The organism is Pseudomonas atacamensis, assembly GCF_017167965.1.
In the GTDB taxonomy this organism is placed as follows: domain Bacteria; phylum Pseudomonadota; class Gammaproteobacteria; order Pseudomonadales; family Pseudomonadaceae; genus Aquipseudomonas; species Aquipseudomonas atacamensis.
Genome location: NZ_CP070503.1, coordinates 4,323,527 through 4,344,768, shown reverse-complemented (window position 1 = coordinate 4,344,768; position 21,242 = coordinate 4,323,527). Strand labels below are relative to the sequence as shown.

The 21,242-nt window shown below is 61.7% G+C and carries 23 protein-coding genes; 13 read left to right on the top strand and 10 right to left on the bottom strand.

Annotated elements, in window-relative coordinates; translation table 11 throughout:
* The first annotated feature begins 39 nt into the window (after positions 1 to 39).
* From JWU58_RS19800 to JWU58_RS19790, 3 genes are all read left to right on the top strand, one after another.
* Complete coding sequence (locus JWU58_RS19800) at positions 40 to 993, top strand: CheW domain-containing protein (protein ID WP_123442835.1); 954 nt, start codon at positions 40 to 42, stop codon at positions 991 to 993.
* A 90-nt stretch (positions 994 to 1,083) separates the two neighbouring features.
* Positions 1,084 to 1,569, top strand: coding sequence for a chemotaxis protein CheW (locus tag JWU58_RS19795; RefSeq protein ID WP_016771050.1), 486 nt, complete (start codon positions 1,084 to 1,086; stop codon positions 1,567 to 1,569).
* Position 1,570: 1 nt separating this feature from the next.
* Positions 1,571 to 1,966 carry a DUF2802 domain-containing protein gene (locus JWU58_RS19790; protein ID WP_016771049.1) on the top strand — a complete coding sequence of 132 codons (396 nt, stop codon included), beginning with the start codon at positions 1,571 to 1,573 and terminating at the stop codon, positions 1,964 to 1,966.
* Between the two features lie 249 nt (positions 1,967 to 2,215).
* Here JWU58_RS19790 and JWU58_RS19785 read toward each other — a convergent pair whose 3' ends face one another.
* Together JWU58_RS19785 and fliK are read right to left on the bottom strand one after the other, a co-directional pair.
* Positions 2,216 to 2,545, bottom strand: coding sequence for an EscU/YscU/HrcU family type III secretion system export apparatus switch protein (locus JWU58_RS19785; RefSeq protein ID WP_016770586.1), 330 nt, complete (start codon positions 2,543 to 2,545; stop codon positions 2,216 to 2,218).
* The gene (gene fliK / locus JWU58_RS19780) at positions 2,542 to 4,116 is read right to left on the bottom strand and encodes a flagellar hook-length control protein FliK (RefSeq protein ID WP_123442834.1); all 1,575 of its coding nucleotides are present in this window, start codon (positions 4,114 to 4,116) and stop codon (positions 2,542 to 2,544) included. The genes JWU58_RS19785 and fliK overlap by 4 nt, the downstream gene beginning before the upstream one ends.
* A 197-nt stretch (positions 4,117 to 4,313) precedes the next feature.
* Between fliK and ccmA the strand changes: the two genes are divergently transcribed.
* The 10 genes from ccmA to JWU58_RS19730 all read left to right on the top strand — a co-directional run bounded on the left by ccmA (position 4,314) and on the right by JWU58_RS19730 (position 11,710).
* A complete protein-coding gene (gene ccmA / locus JWU58_RS19775; RefSeq protein WP_206420832.1) occupies positions 4,314 to 4,949 on the top strand; it encodes a cytochrome c biogenesis heme-transporting ATPase CcmA in 636 nt (211 codons plus the stop codon).
* Complete coding sequence (gene ccmB / locus JWU58_RS19770; protein ID WP_039763615.1) at positions 4,946 to 5,614, top strand: heme exporter protein CcmB; 669 nt, start codon at positions 4,946 to 4,948, stop codon at positions 5,612 to 5,614. The genes ccmA and ccmB overlap by 4 nt, the downstream gene beginning before the upstream one ends.
* A gap of 97 nt (positions 5,615 to 5,711) precedes the next feature.
* Complete coding sequence (locus tag JWU58_RS19765; protein WP_122691772.1) at positions 5,712 to 6,467, top strand: heme ABC transporter permease; 756 nt, start codon at positions 5,712 to 5,714, stop codon at positions 6,465 to 6,467.
* Positions 6,464 to 6,640: a heme exporter protein CcmD gene (gene ccmD, locus JWU58_RS19760; protein WP_016771045.1), complete on the top strand. Its 177-nt coding sequence runs from the start codon at positions 6,464 to 6,466 to the stop codon at positions 6,638 to 6,640. Before JWU58_RS19765 ends, ccmD begins: the two co-directional genes overlap by 4 nt.
* A complete protein-coding gene (gene ccmE, locus JWU58_RS19755; protein WP_016771044.1) occupies positions 6,637 to 7,092 on the top strand; it encodes a cytochrome c maturation protein CcmE in 456 nt (151 codons plus the stop codon). Before ccmD ends, ccmE begins: the two co-directional genes overlap by 4 nt.
* 3 nt (positions 7,093 to 7,095) lie before the next feature.
* A complete protein-coding gene (locus JWU58_RS19750) occupies positions 7,096 to 9,084 on the top strand; it encodes a heme lyase CcmF/NrfE family subunit (RefSeq protein WP_056783848.1) in 1,989 nt (662 codons plus the stop codon).
* Positions 9,081 to 9,617: a DsbE family thiol:disulfide interchange protein gene (locus JWU58_RS19745; protein WP_016771042.1), complete on the top strand. Its 537-nt coding sequence runs from the start codon at positions 9,081 to 9,083 to the stop codon at positions 9,615 to 9,617. The genes JWU58_RS19750 and JWU58_RS19745 overlap by 4 nt, the downstream gene beginning before the upstream one ends.
* Complete coding sequence (locus JWU58_RS19740) at positions 9,614 to 10,084, top strand: cytochrome c-type biogenesis protein (protein ID WP_016771041.1); 471 nt, start codon at positions 9,614 to 9,616, stop codon at positions 10,082 to 10,084. Before JWU58_RS19745 ends, JWU58_RS19740 begins: the two co-directional genes overlap by 4 nt.
* A complete protein-coding gene (gene ccmI / locus JWU58_RS19735) occupies positions 10,081 to 11,280 on the top strand; it encodes a c-type cytochrome biogenesis protein CcmI (RefSeq protein WP_206420831.1) in 1,200 nt (399 codons plus the stop codon). Before JWU58_RS19740 ends, ccmI begins: the two co-directional genes overlap by 4 nt.
* A gap of 25 nt (positions 11,281 to 11,305) precedes the next feature.
* Positions 11,306 to 11,710 carry a hypothetical protein gene (locus tag JWU58_RS19730; protein WP_123442831.1) on the top strand — a complete coding sequence of 135 codons (405 nt, stop codon included), beginning with the start codon at positions 11,306 to 11,308 and terminating at the stop codon, positions 11,708 to 11,710.
* A 364-nt stretch (positions 11,711 to 12,074) separates the two neighbouring features.
* On the opposite strand, the gene JWU58_RS19725 is transcribed toward JWU58_RS19730, so the two are convergent.
* From JWU58_RS19725 to hyi, 8 genes are all read right to left on the bottom strand, one after another.
* A complete protein-coding gene (locus tag JWU58_RS19725) occupies positions 12,075 to 13,262 on the bottom strand; it encodes an MFS transporter (protein WP_024012134.1) in 1,188 nt (395 codons plus the stop codon).
* Between the two features lie 166 nt (positions 13,263 to 13,428).
* Positions 13,429 to 14,427, bottom strand: a complete 999-nt coding sequence (locus JWU58_RS19720) for a sulfate ABC transporter substrate-binding protein (RefSeq protein ID WP_042607566.1) — start codon at positions 14,425 to 14,427, stop codon at positions 13,429 to 13,431.
* A 104-nt stretch (positions 14,428 to 14,531) separates the two neighbouring features.
* Positions 14,532 to 15,356: an ion transporter gene (locus JWU58_RS19715; protein WP_024012136.1), complete on the bottom strand. Its 825-nt coding sequence runs from the start codon at positions 15,354 to 15,356 to the stop codon at positions 14,532 to 14,534.
* 21 nt (positions 15,357 to 15,377) lie between these two features.
* A complete protein-coding gene (locus tag JWU58_RS19710) occupies positions 15,378 to 16,292 on the bottom strand; it encodes an urea transporter (RefSeq protein ID WP_206420830.1) in 915 nt (304 codons plus the stop codon).
* Between the two features lie 145 nt (positions 16,293 to 16,437).
* The gene (gene pyk / locus JWU58_RS19705) at positions 16,438 to 17,853 is read right to left on the bottom strand and encodes a pyruvate kinase (protein WP_122611608.1); all 1,416 of its coding nucleotides are present in this window, start codon (positions 17,851 to 17,853) and stop codon (positions 16,438 to 16,440) included.
* Complete coding sequence (locus tag JWU58_RS19700) at positions 17,850 to 19,124, bottom strand: glycerate kinase type-2 family protein (protein WP_123442828.1); 1,275 nt, start codon at positions 19,122 to 19,124, stop codon at positions 17,850 to 17,852. Before JWU58_RS19700 ends, pyk begins: the two co-directional genes overlap by 4 nt.
* 154 nt (positions 19,125 to 19,278) lie before the next feature.
* Entirely contained in the window at positions 19,279 to 20,172 is an 894-nt protein-coding gene (locus JWU58_RS19695) for a 2-hydroxy-3-oxopropionate reductase (RefSeq protein WP_016771028.1), read from the bottom strand.
* Positions 20,173 to 20,334: 162 nt separating this feature from the next.
* The gene (gene hyi, locus JWU58_RS19690; protein ID WP_123442827.1) at positions 20,335 to 21,117 is read right to left on the bottom strand and encodes a hydroxypyruvate isomerase; all 783 of its coding nucleotides are present in this window, start codon (positions 21,115 to 21,117) and stop codon (positions 20,335 to 20,337) included.
* Between the last annotated feature and the right edge of the window lie 125 nt (positions 21,118 to 21,242).

Sequence of the window (21,242 nt, the reverse complement as noted above, 5' to 3'; positions counted from 1 at the left end):
AAGATCGCAGCCTTCGGCAGCTCCTACAGGGAGTCGCGCATGAACCGGCCGGTGAAGCTGACTTCACGTCCGCAACAGGCCTTGCAGTCCTATCTGGAAGACCTGCTGCTCGACTTGCCCGAGGACTTGCCTGCGCCGGTCGAAGTACTGCCGCCAGTCGTCGAACAGGCGCAGCCTGAAGTGGTGGAAAGCACCGAGGCCATGGACGAGTTCCAGGCCGCGGTGCTGGAAGAGCAGGCCCGTGACGCGCAGAAATCCGTCGCTCCGATTGCCGCGCCTGCTGCTGTCCCCGTGGCCAAAGCACCGGTGGCGCTGATCGACGAACCGCGCGCGCCACTGTCGACACTGGCGCCGCTGCTGCAAACACAATTATTGACCGTGCCGGAACCCGAACCGGAGCCAGAACCCGCGCCGCAGATTGCAGAGCCGAAGGTGCTGGTCCCGCCGCTGGTCGAAGTGCATCTGCCACCGAACAACCCGCCGCCACCGGTCGAACCCGATGGCCGTCCGGCCTGGGCTGCCGAAGCCTTCGAATGCTTGCTGTTCGATGTTGCCGGGCTGACCCTGGCGGTGCCGCTGGTGTGCCTCGGCTCGATCTATTCGCTGGCCGGCCACGAGCTGACGCCGCTGTTTGGTCAGCCGGAGTGGTTCCTCGGGATTCTGCCGAGCCAGGCCGGCAATCTGAAAGTCTTGGACACCGCGCGTTGGGTCATGCCGGATCGTTACCGCGATGACTTCCGGCAGGGCCTGCAATACGTGATTTCGGTACAAGGTTACGAGTGGGGGCTGGCGGTGCATCAGGTCAGCCGCTCGTTGCGCCTGGACCCGAATGAAATCAAATGGAGAAGTCACCGGGGTCAGCGGCCATGGCTCGCCGGCACCGTGATCGAGCACATGTGTGCATTGCTTGACGTATCCGCACTGGCCGAGTTGATCGCCAGCGGCGGGGCAAAGCACTTGAGTGGCAACAAGCCGCTACATAAACCGACATAGCAGCCGACATAACAATCAGGCGATGGCATTTTCCAGTGCCACCACACAGAACACACACCGCCCGGGGCGGTTTTTTCGAGGGGTCAGGGTATGAGTAGTCAGGCGTCGAATGCAAAAGGTTCTGAAGATCCGATCCTGCAATGGGTGACCTTCAAACTGGATAACGAAACCTACGGCATCAACGTGATGCGCGTGCAGGAAGTGCTGCGCTACACCGAGATCGCGCCGGTACCGGGTGCACCGAGCTACGTGCTGGGCATCATCAACCTGCGCGGCAACGTGGTCACCGTGATCGACACCCGTCAGCGCTTCGGCCTGCACAGCGGCGAGATCAGCGACAACACCCGTATCGTCATCATCGAAGCCGACAAGCAAGTCGTCGGCATCATGGTCGACAGCGTCGCCGAAGTGGTTTACCTGCGTCAGTCGGAAATCGAAACCGCGCCGAACGTCGGTAACGAAGAGTCGGCCAAGTTCATCCAGGGCGTGTGCAACAAGAACAACGAACTGCTGATTCTGGTCGAGCTGGACAAGATGATGAGCGAAGAAGAATGGTCGGAACTGGAGAGCATCTGATTTGATTCTCGAGGTTGCGGTAATTGTTCTGTTCCTGTTCTGGGCCGGTACGCTGGCGATGTTCGTCTCGTACATCAAGGCGCAGCGGGTGATCGCTGCGCAGCAGGCTCAGGGCGACGCGCTGCGTGATCAGCGCATCAAGGAACTGGCCAAACGCGTCGACGACTACCAGAACGGCAACGTGCGCATGGGCGAAGCCCTGCACGAGTTGCGCGCGGTGGTGAGCCCGTTGCCGGACAAGATCGTTGCACTGGAACAACGCGACCCGTCGAGCCTGTCATTCGCCCAGGCGGCGAAACTGGTGGGCATGGGCGCCAGCGTCGATGAACTGACTCAGTCTTGCGGCTTGACCCAGGCTGAGGCTGAGTTGATGCGCAAGTTGCACAAGGGCAGCTAGAAGCTTCAAGCTTCAAGCTTCAAGCGGCAAGCTAGATCAAAAGATCGTTCCCACGCTCTGCGTGGGAACGCATCCTGGGACGCTCCGCGTTCCGCCTGTGAAATGTGACGCGGAGCGTCACGGGCGGCATTCCCACGCGGAGCGTGGGAACGATCAAATCAAAAGCGCTATTCGCGAGCAGGCTCGCTCCCACATTCGACCGTGATCAAATGTGGGAGCGAGCCTGCTCGCGAAGGCGTCTTTGAAACCTCAATAATCATCCCCGCGTGCGGTGATGTCCTTCTCGACCATCGGGGCGTTCGGGTCCTGTCCCTCGGGGAATTTGCCTTTCAGGTTCCAGGCAAACGCGATGATCTCGGCGATGGTGCGATAGAGCTCTTCGGGGATGCTGTCGCCCAGTTCCATCCGCGCCAGCAGGCGCACCAGTTCAGGGTTCTCGTAAATCGGCACTTCGTAATCGCGGGCGATGCGCAGGATTTCTTCGGCCAGTTCCTCGTCGCCCTTGGCGGTGAGGGTCGGGGCGTGGTTGCCGTCGTATTTAAGGGCGATGGCCTGGCGTGGGGCAGTGGAATCGTTCATGCGGTTTCGTCGACCCAGCGGTGTTCGAGGCGGGTTTGGTTGCCTTGCGGCGGCGTGCCGTGGTGGCAGTCGAGGTCGCCGACGTTGAGCCCGGAATCGAGCAGGCGCTGGCGCAAGGCAAACAGATTGTTTTCGATCAGGTCAGCGGTGTACGGACGCTCGGCCCACAGCTGACTGGACAGGCTGCCGGCGATCAGTTGCGCCTGAATCTGCATCGGCCCGAGCGGTTCCAGATCGAAGGCCAGATCGACGCGCCACAGTTGCTGCTTGGCTTCGCGCTCATCGCGGCGTTCATGCGGCTGCGGTTCCCGCTCCGGCGCTTCTTCACGCTGGAATTTGACCTGCAGCGGCACGATGTCCTGCAAATTGCGCATCGGGATTTCCAGCTGCCAGGTGCTGAGCAGGCGGCCATCGTCGGTGACGCCGGTCTGTTCCAGGCTCGACAACTGATGGCTTTGCAGGCGCGACACCGCTGCGGCGGCGAGGCGCAGCAGTTGTTCGAGATCACCTTCGCCTTCCAGTTTTGCCAGCAGTCGTTCGGGCAATGGGAAGCTGCTCGGCACCGGTTTGGCGCTGACCTGGCCGAGGGTGCCGAGGGCGTTCCGGACGAAACTCGGCAGCGCCTGCGCCAAGGTGTTGGCAGCGATGATCGCATTGAAATTGGTGTTGCTTGGCAGGCCCGGGGTCAGTTGCGCGATCAGTTTGAGCAGGTCGGCTTTCATGTCCGGGGCGAGAGTCGGATTCTGTCCGCCGAGCAATTTCGCTTCAAGGAACGCGCCGCTGTTGGCCAAGGCCAGCGCCACGCCTTTGGCGGTGCTCATTTGTTGCACGTCCGGCAGGCTGGCGAGCAACTTGTCGACCACCGCGCGCAGATCGGCCGAGGTCTGGTCAGTCGCCGGTGGCAGATTTTGCAACATCTTCAGCAGGCCATCGAGCGAGCCCTGACGACTTTGCTGACCGAGCAATTGCTGACTCACCGCCAGTTGTTCCTGACGGCTGCTCAGTGGCACGAATTTGAGGGTTTGCGCGTCCTGCACCTGCGCCGACAACAAGGTGCCGATGCGCAGCGGCTGCGGGCTGTCGACGGTCAATGTGCTGCCGCTCAATGCGGTGTTGAGCAGAGTGACCATCGAGCGAAATACCGCCGCTTGCCCCGGCGTCTGCGGCAGGGCTTGCGAGGTCACGACTTTGCCTTGCAGCAGGGTGCCGGCGGGCAATTGCGCGGTATCGATGCGGGTCAGGGTGGCGACGCTGCTGGCGATCGCTTGCTGTACGGTGATCGCCAGATTGCCGGCCGATGGCTGAGTGATCGCCAGGTTGGTGCCCTGTGGCAACGGCAGGTTGCTGCTGGCCTGCACGGTGGTCTGACGGCCGCTGTCGAGGGTCACTTTGAGCAACAATTCAAAGGTCTGATCGGCCTGCTTGAGCGACAACACCTCGGCCTTGGCGCTTTGCCCCGCGCCGATCAAGCCCTCCACCGGCGTCAGCAGCTTGAGCAGTTCACCCATCTGCGGGCGAGCGCTCGCCGGCACGGTGGGTGGCAGCGGGAGGATGTTCATTTCGCCTGTCATACGCGGACACAACCTGAGGAAATTGCGCTCTTGAGAGTAAGGCACGGCATGTATAATGCCGCGCGTCGTGCGCTTCGTTCAAAAAACCTGGCAATTGTTTGATCCAGCTCGCCAGATCGAGCGATCAAAGCATCTATGCTGCATCTCTTTAACGGCCGCTCCAGAGCCGACTTGAACCGTATAAGGCCCGTGATCCCTTGACCAGTCCTGTCCTGCAAACCGTTGCCCTGGCGTGTGAACGCGATCTGCGGCTGCTTTTCGAAAACCTCGAATTGCGCCTGGCCAGTGGCGACATGGTGCAGATCAGCGGCCCCAACGGCAGCGGCAAGACCAGTCTTTTACGTCTGCTCGCCGGTTTGATGCAACCTACCGACGGCCAGGTACTGCTCAACGGTCAGTCGTTGATCGAGCAACGCAGCGAACTGGCGCGAAACCTGTTGTGGATCGGCCACGCCGCCGGGATCAAGGATCTGCTCACTCCCGAAGAAAACCTCTCGTGGCTGTGCGCCCTGCATCATCCCGCCGAACGCGAGGCGATCTGGCAGGCGCTGGCAGCGGTAGGATTGCGCGGTTTCGAAGACGTTCCCTGCCACAGCCTTTCCGCCGGCCAACAGCGCCGCGTGGCACTGGCGCGGTTGTATCTGGACAGCCCGCCGTTGTGGATTCTCGACGAACCGTTCACCGCGCTGGACAAGCAGGGTGTCGCTCAGTTGGAAGAGCATCTGGCCGGCCACTGCGAACGCGGCGGTCTGGTGGTGCTGACCACCCACCACACCCTGAGCCGCATGCCGGCCGGTTATCGCGACATCGATCTGGGGAAATGGGCGGTATGAGTGTCTTCGGCCTGCTGCTTGCCCGCGAATCGCGACTGCTGTTCCGCCGCCCGGCGGAGCTGGCCAATCCGCTGATTTTCTTTGCCATCGTCATTGCCCTTTTCCCGCTGGCCGTCGGCCCGGAAACTCAAGTCTTGCAAAACCTGTCCCCGGGGTTAGTCTGGGTGGCGGCGTTGTTGTCGGTCCTGCTGTCGCTGGACGGATTGTTTCGCAGTGACTTCGAAGACGGCTCGCTGGAACAGTGGGTCCTTTCGTCGCACCCGCTGCCGCTTCTGGTCCTGGCCAAGGTGCTGGCACACTGGCTGTTCTCCGGTCTGGCACTGGTGCTGCTGTCGCCTTTGCTGGCGCTGATGCTCGGGTTGCCGGCCGCGTGCCTGCCGGTGCTGCTGCTGTCGTTGTTGCTCGGTACGCCGGTGTTGAGCCTGCTCGGTGCAGTCGGCGCGGCGCTGACGGTCGGCCTGAAGCGCGGCGGGCTGTTGCTGGCGCTGCTGATTCTGCCGTTGTACATCCCGGTGTTGATCCTTGGCAGTGGCGCGTTGCAAGCGGCGCTGCAAGGCATGCCGGCGACTGGATACCTGTTGTGGATGGCCAGCCTCACAGCGCTGGCGATCACCCTGACACCCTTTGCAATAGCCGCTGGCCTGAAGATCAGCGTCGGCGAATAATAATGAGGCCTGGTCAAAAATTGACCACTTCTATCAGAAGAAAGGCATGACCCTCTGCCAGCTCGCGATGATGAGCGGCAACCGTGATGGAAACAGTATGAACTGGACCTGGTTTCACAAGCTCGGCTCGCCCAAGTGGTTCTACGGCATCAGCGGCAAGTTCCTGCCGTGGTTGAGCATTGCAGCGTTGCTGCTGATCGGCGTTGGCGTGGTCTGGGGCCTGGCCTTCGCGCCGCCGGATTACCAGCAAGGCAACAGCTTCCGCATCATCTATATCCACGTACCTGCAGCGATGCTCGCCCAGTCGATCTACGTAATGCTCGCGGTCTGCGGCGTGGTCGGGCTGGTGTGGAAGATGAAACTGGCCGATGTCGCCCTGCAATGCGCCGCACCGATCGGTGCGTGGATGACTGCCGTGGCGCTGGTCACCGGGGCCATCTGGGGCAAGCCGACCTGGGGCTCGTGGTGGGTGTGGGATGCGCGCCTGACCTCGATGCTGATTCTGCTGTTTCTGTATTTCGGCGTGATCGCGCTGGGCAATGCCATCAGCAACCGCGACAGCGCCGCCAAGGCCTGCGCGGTGCTGGCGATTGTTGGCGTGATCAACATTCCGATCATCAAATACTCGGTGGAGTGGTGGAACACCCTGCACCAGGGCGCGACGTTCACCCTCACGGAAAAGCCGGCGATGCCCGCGGAAATGTGGCTGCCGCTGCTGCTGACGGTGCTGGGTTTCTATTGCTTCTTCGGCGTCGTGCTGTTGCTGCGCATGCGTCTTGAAGTGCTCAAGCGCGAGGCCCGCGCCAGTTGGGTGAAGACCGAAGTGCAGCAGAGTCTGGAGGCGGTGCGATGAGTTTTGCTTCATTCGGCGATTTTCTCGCCATGGGCCATCACGGCCTGTATGTCTGGTCGGCCTACGGCATCTGTCTGGCGGTGCTGGCCCTCAACGTGGTGGCGCCGATTGCGGCGCGCAAGCGTTATCTGCAACAAGAGGCGCGTCGTCTGCGCCGGGAGAACGGCAAGTGAATGCGCTGCGCAAAAAACGTCTGATCATCATTCTGGCGATTCTGGTCGGAGTGGGCGCTGCTGTCGGCCTGGCCCTGAGCGCGTTGCAGGAAAACATCAATCTGTTTTACACACCGACGCAGATCGCCAACGGCGAAGCGCCGCAAGACACGCGCATCCGCGCCGGCGGCATGGTCGAGGCCGGTTCGCTGCAACGCTCCAAGGATTCGCTGGACGTCAAATTCGTCGTCACCGACTTCAACAAATCCGTGACCATCGCCTATCGCGGCATCCTCCCGGATCTGTTCCGTGAAGGGCAGGGCATTGTCGCTCTCGGCAAGCTCAACGCCGATGGCGTGGTGGTCGCCGATGAAGTGCTGGCCAAGCACGACGAGAAGTACATGCCGCCGGAAGTGACCAAAGCGCTGAAGGACAGCGGTCAATCCGCACCGACGCCTGTGAAGGAGGGTTGATCGATGGCCGCCGCACTGTTTATTCCTGAGCTGGGCCACCTGGCCATGATCCTCGCGCTGTGTTTTGCACTGGTCCAAGCGCTGGTGCCGATGCTCGGCGCGTGGCGCGGTGACCGCTTGTGGATGAGCCTGGCGCAACCGGCGGCGTGGGGCCAGTTTGCCTTTCTGCTGTTTGCCTTCGGCTGCCTGACCTACGCGTTCATGACCGACGATTTCTCGGTCGGCTACGTGGCGATGAACTCCAACAGCGCGCTGCCGTGGTACTACAAATTCAGCGCGGTGTGGGGCGCCCACGAAGGTTCGCTGCTGCTGTGGGCGTTGATCCTCGGCGGCTGGACTTTCGCTGTGTCGGTGTTCTCCCGGCAGTTGCCGCAAGTCATGCTCGCCCGCGTCCTGGCGGTGATGGGCATGATCAGCACCGGTTTCCTGCTGTTCCTGATTCTTACCTCGAACCCGTTTTCGCGGATCCTGCCGCAGATTCCCGCGGACGGTCGCGACCTCAACCCGTTGCTGCAGGACATTGGCCTGATCGTGCATCCGCCAATGCTGTACATGGGTTACGTCGGTTTCTCGGTAGCGTTCGCGTTCGCTATCGCCGCGCTGCTCGGCGGGCGTCTCGATGCGGCATGGGCGCGCTGGTCGCGGCCATGGACCATCGTCGCCTGGGCCTTCCTCGGCATCGGCATCACCCTCGGTTCGTGGTGGGCGTATTACGAACTCGGCTGGGGCGGCTGGTGGTTCTGGGACCCGGTGGAAAACGCCTCGTTCATGCCATGGCTGGTCGGCACCGCGTTGATTCACTCGCTGGCGGTCACCGAGAAACGCGGCGTGTTCAAGAGCTGGACGGTGTTGCTGGCGATCGCCGCGTTCTCGTTGAGCCTGCTCGGCACCTTCCTCGTACGCTCGGGCGTGCTGACTTCGGTGCATGCCTTCGCTTCGGATCCCGAGCGCGGTGTGTTCATCCTGATTTTCCTGCTGTTCGTGGTCGGCGGTTCGCTGACGCTGTTTGCGCTGCGTGCGCCGGTGGTGAAAAGTCAGGTTGGCTTCAATCTGTGGTCGCGTGAGACTTTGCTGCTGGGCAACAACCTGGTGCTGGTCGTGGCTGCATCGATGATCCTGCTTGGCACGTTATATCCGCTGATTCTTGATGCCATCAGCGGCGCCAAGCTCTCGGTCGGCCCGCCGTACTTCAATGCGCTGTTCATCCCGTTGATGGCGTTGCTGATGCTGGTCATGGCGATCGGTGTGATCGTGCGCTGGAAGGACACGCCAGTGAAATGGCTGGCGAGCATGCTCACTCCGGTGTTGCTCGGCAGCGTCGCATTGGCCGTGGTGGCCGGCGTGGCGTACGGCGATTTCAACTGGGCAGTGATCGCGACGTTCCTGCTGGCGGCGTGGGTGTTGCTCGCCGGCGTGCGCGATCTGTTCGACAAGACCCGCCACAAAGGCCTGATCAAAGGTTTGCCGACGCTGACCCGCAGTTATTGGGGCATGCAGATCGCCCACCTCGGCATCGCCGTGTGCGCGCTGGGCGTGGTGTTGTCGAGCCAGAACAGTGCCGAGCGCGACCTGCGTCTGGCGCCGGGCGAGTCGATGGACCTGGCCGGCTATCAATTTGTCTTCGAAGGCGCCAAGCATTTCGAAGGGCCGAATTTCACATCGGACAAAGGCACCATCCGCGTCATTCGTGACGGCGAGGAAATCAGCGTGCTGCACCCGGAAAAGCGTCTGTACACCGTGCAGAACTCGGTGATGACCGAAGCCGGCATCGATGCCGGTTTCACCCGCGATCTCTACGTCGCCCTCGGCGAGCCGCTGGATAACGGCGCCTGGGCCGTGCGCGTACACGTCAAACCGTTTGTGCGCTGGATCTGGTTCGGCGGCTTGCTCACCGGATTGGGTGGTTTGCTGGCAGCGCTGGATCGGCGTTATCGGGTCAAGGTGAAAAGCAAAGTGCGCGAAGCGCTGGGCATGACGGGAGCGGCGGCATGAGGCGTTGGTTGATGTTGTTGCCGTTGGCGATTTTCTTGCTGGTGGCGGTGTTTCTTTATCGTGGGCTGTATCTGGATCCGGCGGAGCTTCCGTCGGCGATGATCAACAAGCCGTTCCCGGAGTTTTCCCTGCCGAGTGTGCAGGGTGACAAGACGCTGACCAAGGCCGACATCCTCGGCAAACCGGCGCTGGTCAATGTCTGGGGCACCTGGTGCATCTCCTGCCGCGTAGAGCATCCGGTGCTGAACAAACTCGCCGAGCGCGGCGTGGTGATCTACGGCATCAACTACAAGGACACCAATGCCGACGCCTTGAAGTGGCTGGCCGAGTTTCACAATCCGTATGCGCTGGATATTCGTGACGACGAGGGTTCGCTGGGCTTGAATCTCGGTGTCTACGGCGCGCCGGAAACCTTCTTCATCGACGCCAAAGGCATCATCCGCGACAAGTTCGTCGGGGTGATCGACGAGCAGGTCTGGCGCGAAAAACTCGCGGCCAAGTATCAGGCGCTGGTCGATGAGGCCAAGCCATGAAACGTTTTCTCGCAGCAGTGGTGTTGGGCTTGAGCCTGGCCGGTGTCGCCCACGCGGCCATCGACACCTACGAATTTGCCAAAGAGGGCGACCGCGAGCGTTTCCGCGAACTGACCAAGGAACTGCGCTGCCCCAAATGCCAGAACCAGGACATTGCCGACTCCAACGCACCCATCGCCGCCGACCTGCGCAAGGAGATTTTCCGCATGCTCGGCGAGGGCAAGGACAATCAGCAAATCATCGACTTCATGGTCGATCGCTACGGTGATTTCGTCCGCTACAAACCGGCGCTCAATGCCAAGACCGCGCTGCTGTGGTTCGGCCCGGCCGGGCTGCTGCTCGGTGGTTTCGTGGTGATCGCGCTGATCGTGCGCAGGCGTCGCGGGCAACGCGCCGAAACGCCGTCATCGCTGTCTGCCGAAGAACGTCAGCGTCTCGACCAACTGTTGGATAAAAACCAAGAATGATTGATTTCTGGCTCGCCGCAGGGCTGTTGCTTCTGGTCGCCCTGAGTTTTCTGCTGATCCCGGTACTGCGCGAACGCCGCGCCCAGCGGGAAGAAGATCGCACCGCGTTGAACGTCGCGCTGTACCAAGAACGGGTGGCCGAGCTGCAAGCGCAGCAGGTCGAGGGCGTGCTCGACGCCGCGCAACTGGACAGCGGTCGCGCGGAAGCTGCGCGTGAACTGCTCGCCGACACCGAAGGCGCCGCCGCGCCGCGTGTCTCGCGCCTGGGTAAACCGTTGCCGCTGCTGGCCGCCGTGCTGGTACCGGTGCTGGGTCTCGGTCTGTACCTGCATTTCGGCGCCGCCGACAAGGTCGAACTGACCCGCGAATTCGCTCAGGCACCGCAGTCGATGGAAGAGATGACCCAGCGTCTGGAACGTGCGGTCGCCGCACAACCGGATTCCGCTGAAGGTCTGTATTTCCTCGGCCGTACCTACATGGCTCAGGACCGCCCGGCAGACGCGGCGAAGATGTTCGAACGCGCCGCCAACCTCGCCGGTCGCCAGCCGGAGCTGCTCGGCCAGTGGGCGCAGGCGCAGTATTTTGCTGACGGTAAAAAGTGGTCGGAGCAGATTCAGAAACTGACCGACGAAGCGCTGAAGGCCGATCCGAAGGAAGTCACCAGCCTCGGCCTGCTCGGCATCGCTGCGTTCGAAGGCGAGCGTTATCAGGAAGCCATCGACTACTGGAATCGCCTGCTCGCGCAACTGCCGCCGGATGACAACTCTCGCGTTGCGCTGCAAGGCGGCATCGAGCGTGCCACCGAACGGCTGAAAGCCAGCGGCGGCAAAGTTGCCCAGGCAGCGGCGCCGAAAGCTGCGTTACTGACAGTCAGCGTTGATCTGGCCAGCGAACTCAAAGACAAGGTGCAACCGGGCGACAGCGTGTTCATCTTCGCCCGCGCCACTTCTGGCCCACCGGCGCCGCTGGCGGCCAAACGTCTGACCGTGGCTGACCTGCCGGTGACCGTCGAACTGGGCGATGCCGACGCAATGATGCCGCAGTTGAAACTGTCCAACTTCCCTGAAGTCCAACTGGTTGCGCGCATCTCACGGGCCGGTCAACCGACCTCCGGTGAGTGGATCGGTCGCAGCGGCCCACTGGCCAGCAGCACCACCGCGCCACAAAAACTGACTATCGACAGCCCGGACAAATAACCGGATCCAACAGGAAAGCACCGCCATGCACACCATCGCCCGCATCACAGTCCTCACACTGGCCCTGGGCTTGAGTGCATGTGCGGTACAACGCCCGGAACCGACCACCAGCCTGCCGCCGATCCCGCCGTCTCAGCCAAGTCCAACCCCGTCGACCTCGCCAAGCCCCGGCAAGAACATCCCGGCCAAACCCGCCAAGCCCGTGCCACGTACCTCGGCCAGCTTCGCCCCGCCACCGGGCGGCAACAGCCACTGGGACCAGAAACTCGGCGTCTACGTGCTCGACGACCAGCCCAACACCTTCTACCGCCAGCGCACCTACTACCGCTGGAACAACGGCTGGAGCCGCTCGGTCAGCCCCAACGGCCCGTGGGAAGACACCAACATCCACGGCGTCCCGCCGGGGTTGGGCAAGAAGTTCGGGCAGTGATGAGAAACGGCGATCCTGGGATCGCCGTTTTTTCGTTTGCGGGGTATTGGAGTGCGGCGCAAAACCTGTAAGAGCGAGCCTGCTCGCGAAGGCGTCGGGTCAGTCAAATCAGCTGAGACTGAAACTCCGCTATCGCGAGCAGGCTCCCTCCTGCAGTAGTTTTCGGCGATGCCCTATTCCGCATCCGCCAAGAACCTGTGGGAGCGAGCTTGCTCGCGAAAGCGTCAGGGCAGTCAAATTATCTGTAACTGAAACACCGCTTTCGCGAGCAGGCTCGCTCCCACACTGGTTTTGTGTATCGCAGTGATTCGGAGGTCACCCAAAACCTGTGGGAGCGAGCCTGCTCGCGAAGCTTTTGACGCCTTTAAGCCGTGGCCAATGAAGCGCGTCGTGAAGTGCTCAAAAACCGCAGCAACGCCAACAGCGGAAAGACGCTGCCGACAATCACGATCCACAACCAGCCGCCATGCTCGTACACCGCGCTGGCGACCGAGGAGCCGAAGGCGCCGCCGATGAAGATGCTGGTCATGTACAGCGCGTTCAAACGGCCACGACTTTTCGCGTCCAGCGAGTACACCGCGCGTTGGCCCAGGACCATGTTCATCTGCACGCAGAAGTCCAGCACCACGCCGGTCACGGCCAGGCCGATGACGCTATAGGCCGGGTGGATGAAGGCGGGGAGAAAGCTCAGGCTGGCGAACAGCATGGCCAGCAGCGAGGCGATGCGTGTGTGACCAGCATCGGCGAGGCGGCCGCTGATTGGCGCGGCGATGGCTCCGATGGCGCCGACCAGGGCGAAGATCGCGATTTCGCTTTGCGACAGGCCATGGTTGCGCGCCAGTTCCAGCGGCACGGCGGTCCAGAACAGGCTGAACGTGGCAAACATGCAGCCCTGGTAAAAGGCCCGCTGACGCAGCACCGGTTGCTGGCGCAGCAGTGTCCATAGCGAACCGATCAACTGGCCATAAGTAGCGCTGTGATCTGGCTGGCGCTTGGGCACGGTCAGCGCCAGCACCACGCTGATTGCCGCCATCAACGCTGCGGCGATCATGAACATGGCGCGCCAGCCGAGGTGATCGGCGACCACACTCGACACCGGTCGCGCCAACAGAATGCCCAGCAGCAAACCGCCCATGATCCCGCCCACCACCCGGCCACGGGACTCTTCCGGCGCCAGATGCGCGGCCAGCGGAATCAGGATCTGCACCGACACCGAGCTGAAGCCGACCAGCAGCGAGATCAGCAGGAACACGTTCGGCTGTTCAGTGAACGCGGCGCCAAGCAGACTGGCGATCGCCACGACCGTGGTGATGATCATCAGCCGCCGGTTCTCCAGCAGATCCCCCAGCGGCACCAGAAAGAACAGGCCCAACGCATAGCCGATCTGCGTCAGCGAGACGATGAAACTGGCCATGGTGTCGGAGAGGCCGATGTCCGGCGCGATCAGGCCAATAATCGGTTGTGCGTAGTAGATGTTGGCAACAATGGCGCCGCAGCAAAACGCGAACAGCAGGACCATGCCTCGGGTCATTGCGTGAGGAGTGGTGGTCATAGGGGATCTCGGGTCGGGCACAGGAAAGGGCTGAGGCTAATGGACAACGTGGACTGGCAGAAGACGTTTTCGGATGATAACTGTTATTACGCAGTGTAATGACCGGTATTCCCACGCAACAAAAAGGCGACCCGGTGGGTCGCCTTTTGATTTTTCAGATCAAGCCTTACTGCCCGCTATAAATCTGATCAAACACGCCACCATCATTGAAGTGGGTTTTCTGCACCGTGCGCCAGTCACCAAAGGTCTTCTCAACCGAAAGGAAATCGACTTTCGGGAAACGGTCGGTGTACTTCGCCAGCACCGCCGGGTCACGCGGACGCAGGTAGTTGGCCGCCGCAATTTCCTGACCTTCCGGCGACCACAGGTACTTCAGATACTCATCAGCCGCAGCGCGCGAGCCCTTCTTGTCGACCACTTTGTCGACCACCGAAACCGGTGGCTCGGCTTCTGCGGAGACGCTTGGGTAGATAACTTCGAACTGATCGCGACCGAACTCGCGAGCGATCATTTCCGCTTCGTTTTCAAAGGTCACCAGTACGTCGCCGATCTGGTTGGTCATGAACGTGGTGGTGGCGGCGCGGCCACCGGTGTCGAGCACCGGCGCCTGCTTGAACAGCTTGCCGACGAAGTCCTTGGCCTTGTTCTCGTCGCCGCCGTTTTTCAGCACGTAGCCCCAGGCCGACAGGTAGGTGTACCGGCCATTACCCGACGTTTTCGGGTTCGGCACGATCACCTGTACGCCGTCCTTGAGCAGATCGGGCCAGTCTTTCAAAGCTTTCGGGTTGCCCTTGCGGACGATGAACACCGTGGCCGAGGTAAACGGCGCGCTGTTGTTCGGCAGGCGCGTGACCCAATTGTCCGGGACCAGTTTGCCGTTGTCGGCGAGGGCGTTGATGTCGGTGGCCATGTTCATGGTGATGACGTCAGCCGGCAGGCCGTCGATCACCGAACGCGCCTGCTTGCTCGAGCCGCCGAAGGACATCTGCACGGTGATGTTCTCCTTGTGCTCGGCTTGCCAGTGCTTCTGGAACGCAGTGTTGTAGTCCTTGTAGAAATCGCGCATCACGTCGTAGGAAACGTTAAGCAGCGTCGGTGCTGCCTGGGCGATGTTGGCCAAGGCCAGGCCGGCGGCGAGAAGTGAGGCGCCAAAGAGTTTTTTCACTGCGCATTCCTTGTTCTGTGGGGGTGTCGTGTCAAAAGTTAGGCGATTTGCCAGCGACTATAGCGGGCCTGGCATAGTCGCTTAAAGATTAAAAAGCTCTGTGCTTATTCCACTTTCTTGAACAGCTGACTGCCGCAGCGCGAACAGAACGCTGCGCTCTGCTCGTGGGACTTTTTCTGGCAGCCCGGGCAGTCATGTTGCAGCTGTTCGCCGCGCATGGCGTTGGCCAGCTCAGCGGTGAAAATCCCTGTGGGCACGGCGATGATCGAATAACCGGTGATCATCACCAGCGAGGAAATCACCTGGCCCAGCGGCGTCTTCGGCACGATGTCGCCGAAGCCCACAGTGGTCAAGGTCACGATCGCCCAATAGATGCCCTTGGGAATGCTGGTGAAGCCATGTTCCGGGCCTTCGATCACGTACATCAGCGTACCGAACACTGTCACCAGCGTGCACACGCTGACCAGAAACACGACGATTTTCTGCTTGCTGCCACGCAGCGCCGACATCAGATAGTTGGCTTGCTTGAGGTACGGGCTGAGCTTGAGCACGCGGAAAATCCGCAGCATCCGAATGATGCGGATGATCAGCAGATACTGCGCATCGCTGTAATACAGGGCGAGGATGCCCGGCACGATCGCCAGCAGATCCACCAGGCCATAAAAGCTGAAGGCATAGCGCAGTGGCTTGGGCGAGCAGTACAGACGCAGGATGTATTCGCCGAGGAAGATCGCCGTGAAGCCCCACTCGATATAGGCCAGAACGTCGGCGTAATTACGGTGAATGCTGTCGATACTGTCGAGCATCACGATCACCAGACTGGCGAGGATGATCACCAGCAGGATGCCGTCGAAGCGACGCCCGGCCGGGGTGTCGCTCTGGAAAATCATGACGTAAAGCCGTTCGCGCCAATTGTTGCTGCTGTCCATGGATAACGCCTGAATCGAAGATCAGCGCAGCCTAGGGTGATTCTCCTCGTGAGCGCAAGACTCATGCGCAAGCGACGCTTTGCCAAGCATTTGAATGCCAGCCCGGATCAACCAGCAGGCGAGGATGAACGGCGCGGTCAGAGTCGCCAATCCAAGGGCAGCAAACAGCGGCGTCACCAGCAGTGCCAGAACAATTGCGAGCAGCGGCAGCCACGGATGTTGCCGTTGCGAGCTGAAGGCGAGGGCGGCGAGTACGGCGTTGTAGCCACCGAGCCCGAGCAGTGCGGCGGACGTTTCGTGGTGCAGCAGGCTGGAACCGAGGCCGATCGCCGACGCCAGCAGCGCCCAGCAGAACGCACGGCGATCGGCGAGCAGCAAACCGCTGGCGATCAACGCCCCGGCCAATGGATGGTCGAGAAACATCACCTGGCCGAATCCGCGCAGTTCAGCGGCCAGCAGATTTGTCGTGTTCAGGTCGACCGATGCCGCCGGCGCGAACGGCTCGGCGAACATCAGCAGCACCCAGCTGAGCGCCACGAACGGCGAGGTATACGCTGGTATGGCGCGACTGCGGTACACGTGTTTGAGCCATTGCTGAGTGAGCATCGCGCTCAAGCCGCCCGCTGCAAGAATCAACGGCGGCAGCAGTGGCGACCAAGGGAAATACAGGCTCAGCAGCAGGCCGAGCAGCACGCCGTTGTAGCTGAACAACCCGGCCTGGCGATCGGCCTTGGCGTAGTTGCGCCGCTGCGCGGTGAGCAGACCGGCAACGCCACCGAGCAGCGCCCCGGCGAACAGCACCGGCGCGGTCAGCAGAATCGCCAACAGACACAGCAGGCCGCACAGCGGATGACGCTGAAAGAAAATCTGACTGAAACCGTTGAGCAAAGCCTCGGCCCAGTCGGGGCAGTGGGTGTTGAAGTGATTGGCAGGCATGGCAGTTCTGAAAGTCAGGGAAACCGAGGCGCCTGCTTCGCGAGCAAGCTCGCTCCCACATGGATCTGCGTCCAGTCATTGAGTTTGTGGTGCACACAAATCAACTGTGGGAGCGAGCCTGCTCGCGAAGAGGCCGGTACAGGCGCTAAATCAACGTTTCGATCCGCAGCGAATTGGTCGACCCCGGCTGCCCGAACGGCACGCCAGCGGTGATCAGCAGCGTGTCGCCACGCTCGGCCATGCCTTGCGCCTGAGCAATCTCCAGTGCGGTCGAGCAGACTTCGTCGACCTGACGCAGGCGATCGTTGACCACCGAATGAATGCCCCACGCCACGCTCAAGCGCCGCGCGGTTTGCAGGTTCGGCGTCAGATTGAGGATCGGTGCTTTCGGCCGTTCCCGCGATGCACGCAGCGTCGAGGCGCCGGACTCGCTGTAATTGACCAGCACCGCAACCGGCAGCACGTTGCTGATCCGGCGGATCGCACAGCTGATCGCATCGGAAACCGTCGCCTCGGCTTTCGGCCGGCTGACGTCGAGCTGGGTCTGATAATCCGGGCCGTTCTCAACCTGACGGATGATCTTGCTCATCATCTGCACGGCTTCCAGCGGGTACTCACCGGACGCGGTTTCCGCCGAGAGCATCACCGCATCGGCGCCTTCGGCCACGGCGTTGGCGACGTCAGTCACCTCGGCACGGGTTGGGGCAGGGGAGAAACGCATCGACTCGAGCATCTGCGTCGCCACCACCACCGGTTTGCCCAGCGCGCGGCAGGTGGTGATGATGTTTTTCTGAATCTGCGGCACGCTTTCCGCCGGCACTTCCACACCAAGATCACCGCGAGCGACCATGATGGCGTCGCTCAACTCAGCAATCTCACGCAGTTGCTCGACCGCCGAAGGCTTCTCGATTTTCGCCATCAGGAATGCCTTGTCGCCGATCAGCGCGCGGGCTTCGACAATGTCCTGTGGGCGCTGTACGAACGACAGCGCGACCCAGTCCACACCCAATTCCAGGCCGAAGCTCAGATCGCGGCGATCCTTGGCGGTCAGCGGGCTCAGGTCCAGCACCGCTTGCGGCACGTTCACACCTTTGCGATCAGACAGTTCGCCGCCGTTGAGCACGGTGGTGTCGATCGCATCGTTGTACTTGGTGACCACGCGCAGACGCAGCTTGCCGTCGTCGAGCAGCAGGTCCATGCCGGCTTCCAGCGCGGCAATGATCTCCGGATGCGGCAGGTTGACCCGGCGCTCATCGCCCGCTGTCGTATCGAGATCGAGGCGGAACGCCTGACCGCGATGCAACTGCACCTTGCCGTCAGCGAACTTGCCGACGCGCAGTTTCGGGCCCTGCAAGTCCATCAGAATGCCCAGCGGGTAGTTGAGCTGACGCTCGACTTCGCGGATCCATTGATAGCGCTTGGCGTGGTCGGCGTGATCGCCGTGGCTGAAATTCAGGCGGAAGATGTTGACCCCGGCCTCGACCAGCTCGCGGATGTCATCGATACCGTCGACCGCAGGGCCGAGGGTGGCGAGGATTTTGACCTTTTTATCAGGCGTCATGATTTGCAGTTCTCAAGGATCAGAATGGCGCGGAAGTCGTTGACGTTAGTGCGGGTCGGCTCGGTGACGATCAGCGCATTGAGCGCCTGGAAGTAGCCGTAGCCGTTGTTGTTGTCCAGCTCGTCGCTGGCGCTCAGACCCAGTGCGGCGGCGCGGGCGTAGCTGTCCGGGGTCATGATTGCGCCGGCGTTGTCTTCCGAGCCGTCGATGCCATCGGTGTCGCCGGCCAGCGCGTAGACGCCGGGCTGGCCCTTGAGGCTGTCGGTCAGGCTGAGGAGGAATTCGGCATTGCGTCCGCCACGGCCATTGCCGCGCACGGTTACCGTGGTTTCACCGCCGGAGAGAATCACGCAGGGCGCCGCCAGTGGCTGGCCGTGGTGGATGATCTGTCGGGCGATGCCGGCGTGGACTTTCGCCACTTCACGGGATTCGCCTTCGAGGTCGCCGAGAATCAAGGTGCTGAAACCGGCCTGACGGCATTTCACCGCCGCCGCGTCCAGCGATTGCTGCGGACGGGCGATCAACTGGAAATGACTGCGCGCCAGGCTTGGGTCGCCGGGTTTGACCGTCTCCGATTCCGGACTTTGCAGCCAAGTACGCACGGAGGCGGGAATGTCGATGCCGTAGCGCTTGATGATCGCCAGCGCCTCGGCCGAAGTGCTCGGATCGGCCACAGTCGGGCCGGAGGCAATGACGGTGGCGAGGTCGCCGGGCACATCGGAAATAGCGTAGGTATAGACAGTCGCTGGCCAGCAGGCCTTGCCCAGACGCCCACCCTTGATCGCCGAGAGGTGCTTGCGCACGCAGTTCATCTCGCCGATGGTTGCGCCGGATTTGAGCAGGGCTTTGTTGATCGACTGCTTATCGGCAAGGGTGATGCCTTCAGCCGGCAGGGCGAGCAGGGCAGAGCCGCCGCCGGAGAGCAGGAAGATCACGCGGTCGTCTTCAGTCAGGTTGCTGACCAGCTCCAGCACACGTTTGGCCACGGCCAGACCCGCCGCATCCGGCACCGGGTGTGCGGCTTCGACCACTTCGATTTTTTCGCACGGAGCGCCGTGGCCGTAGCGGGTCACCACCAGGCCGGTGACTTCACCCTCCCAGCAGCGCTCGACCACTTGCGCCATGGCAGCAGCGGCTTTGCCGGCGCCGATGACGATCACCCGGCCGGTACGATCGGCGGGCAAATGGGTTTCGAGGACTTGGTTCGGATGGGCCGCGTCGATGGCTGTGGCAAACAGCTCGCGCAGCAGTTGTTGCGGATCGACCGACATGGCGGGCTCCCGGAATTCTTGTTATTCGAAAGGGCAACTCGGAACCCTTGTGGGAGCGAGCCTGCTCGCGAACGCGGTATGTCAGCCAACATGGATGTTGAATGTGAAGCCGCTTTCGCGAGCAGGCTCGCTCCCACAGGGTTTTGTGCAGGCTTTATTTATTGTCGCGAATCGAGAAATTGGCCATGTGTTCCAGGCCCTTGATCAGCGCCGAGTGGTCCCAGTTGCTGCCACCGATGGCCGCGCAGGTGCTGAACACTTGCTGGGCATTGGCGGTGTTCGGTAGGTTGATGTTCAGTTCCTTGGCGCCTTGCAGGGCCAGGTTCAGGTCCTTCTGGTGCAGGCTGATGCGGAAGCCCGGATCGAAGGTGCCCTTGATCATGCGCTCGCCGTGCACTTCGAGGATCTTCGAAGAAGCGAAACCGCCCATCAGCGCTTCACGCACCTTGGCTGGATCGGCACCGTTTTTCGAGGCGAACAGCAGGGCTTCGGCAACGGCCTGGATGTTCAGCGCGACGATGATCTGGTTCGCCACTTTGGCGGTCTGGCCGTCGCCATTGCCGCCGACCAGGGTGATGTTCTTGCCCATGGCCTGGAACAGCGGCAGGGCGCGTTCGAAGGCATCGGCGTCGCCACCGACCATGATGCTCAGGGTGGCGGCTTTGGCACCGACTTCACCGCCGGACACTGGCGCGTCGAGGTACTGCGCGCCTTTTTCGTTGATCTTGGCGGCGAAGGCTTTGGTCGCGGTCGGCGAAATCGAGCTCATGTCGATGACCACTTTGCCTTTGCCGATACCGGCGGCAACACCGTCGGCGCGGAACAGCACGTCATCGACCTGCGGGGTGTCCGGAACCATGACGATGATGAATTCGGCTTCCTGCGCTACTTCACGCGGGTTGGCCAGGGCGACGGCGCCAGCGGCGACCAGATCGGCCGGGGCCGCGTCGTGGTGTTGCGACAGGAACAGGCTGTGACCGGCTTTCTGCAGGTTCGCCGCCATTGGGTGGCCCATGATGCCGGTGCCGATGAATCCGATTTTAGCCATGAGAAAATCCTCTTGTTTTTGTCGTGCTCAAGCAAATAGGGGAGCTGCTTTACATGTGGGAGCGAGCCTGCTCGCGAATGCGGTGGAACATTCAATATCCGTGTTGACTGAACCACCGCATTCGCGAGCAGGCTCGCTCCCACAGGGGATTTGCTGTGTTTCTTAGATTGCGTTGTGTGATTTCAACCAGTCCAAGCCCGCTTCGGTGGTGGTCAGCGGTTTGTACTCGCAACCGACCCAACCCTGATAACCGATGCGATCAAGGTGTTCGAACAGGAAGCGGTAGTTGATCTCGCCAGTGCCCGGCTCATTGCGCCCCGGGTTGTCCGCGAGCTGAACGTGGTTGATCTCGCCCAAGTGCGATTGCAGGGTGCGGGCCAGATCGCCTTCCATGATTTGCATGTGATAGATGTCGTATTGCAGGAACAGATTGGCGCTGCCGACCTGTTCGCGAATCGACAGGGCTTGCGCCGTGTTGTTCAGGTAGAAACCGGGAATGTCGCGGGTGTTGATCGCTTCCATCACCAGTTTGATGCCCACCGCTTGCAGCTTGTCGGCGGCATATTTGAGGTTGGCAACGAAGGTCTTCTCCACGGTGGCATCGTCAACGCCTTGCGGGTGGATACCGGCCAGGCAGTTGACCTGGGTGTTGCCCAGCACTTGTGCGTAAGCGATCGCCAGATCGACCCCGGCGCGGAACTCTTCGACCCGATCCGGCAGGCAGGCAATACCGCGCTCGCCCTTGGCCCAGTCACCGGCCGGCAGGTTGAACAGCACTTGGGTCAGCCCGTTGGCCTCAAGTTTTGCCTTGATTTCAGCCGAGCTGAAGTCGTACGGGAACAGGTATTCCACGCCACTGAAACCGGCCTTGGCGGCGGCGTCGAAACGGGCAAGGAAATCCTGTTCGGTGAACAGCATGGACAGGTTGGCTGCGAAACGCGGCATGGTGGTCTCCCGTTCTAGATTCTCGTTCCCACGCTCTGCGTGGGAATGCCTCAATGGACGCTCTGCGTCCGCTTTGGGACGCAGAGCGTCCCGGGCTGCATTCCCACGCAGAGCGTGGGAACGAT